Source organism: Paracoccus angustae (assembly GCF_042648745.1).
Classification (GTDB): Bacteria; Pseudomonadota; Alphaproteobacteria; order Rhodobacterales; family Rhodobacteraceae; genus Paracoccus; species Paracoccus angustae.
The window spans coordinates 1-842 of sequence record NZ_JBHRXY010000124.1 but is presented as its reverse complement, the minus strand read 5'-3'; the positions used below and the strand labels follow the sequence as shown (position 1 = coordinate 842).

Here is an 842-nt window from a genome sequence, read left to right as displayed (position 1 = left end):
TAGGGTGTGTTGACGTTCACCGGAGTCGGATGACGGTTGCGGCGAGAGCAATGAAGGCGCTGAAACTTTCATCAGTCTTGCAGCAGCGCATGGCGATGCCTCTGTATTCCTTGAGCCTGCCGAAGAGGTTCTCGATCAGGTGCCGCCACTTGTAGGTTTCGCGGTCGAATTCGGCGGGGAAGCGGCGGTTGGACTTTGGCGGAATGACCGGCTCGATCCCTGCACCGGTTAGCGCCTCGCGCAGCCAATCGGCATCGAACGCCCGGTCGGCAAGAAGTTGGCCACACGTCAGGCCATCGATCAGCGCCCCTGTGCCGCGCAGATCATGGGCCTGTCCCGGCAGCAGCCGAAAGTCGGTCAGGTTGCCGACCGCATCGGCCAAAGCCATGATCTTGGTTGTTATCCCTCCGCGAGAGCGCCCGATGGCCTGGCTTTGAGTCCCCCTTTTGCGCCCTGTCCGTGGCGGTGAACCTTGACGATGCTGCCGTCGATCATGGCGTATTCAAAATCGGCATCTTCAGCCAAGGCTCGGAACATGCGGTAGAACGCATCGGCCTTTACCCAACGCCGGAACCGCTTGAACACTGAGTTCCACTTACCGAAATCCGCCGGCAAGTCGCGCCATGGACAACCGGTCCGGACTATCCAGAGAACCGCCTCAACAAAAAGCCGAGGGTCGGGGCCGGTGCGGCCAGGGTCACATTCCCGGCCAAGGCAATGTGGAGCGATAAGTGCCCATTGTGTGTCGGTCAACGTCGTGCGGATCAAGGTTGCCTCCCATTTGGCAGCCTTGAATCAGCCAGCGACCAGTTTGGAAATCCTCAAACGTCAACACGCCCTAG

At 60.0% G+C, this 842-nt stretch carries 1 pseudogene; it reads right to left on the bottom strand.

Annotation, left to right across the window (positions count from 1 at the left end):
- Positions 1–16: 16 nt before the first annotated feature.
- Positions 17–753: pseudogene (locus ACFOM8_RS23040) on the bottom strand (IS5 family transposase).
- Positions 754–842 lie beyond the last annotated feature (89 nt).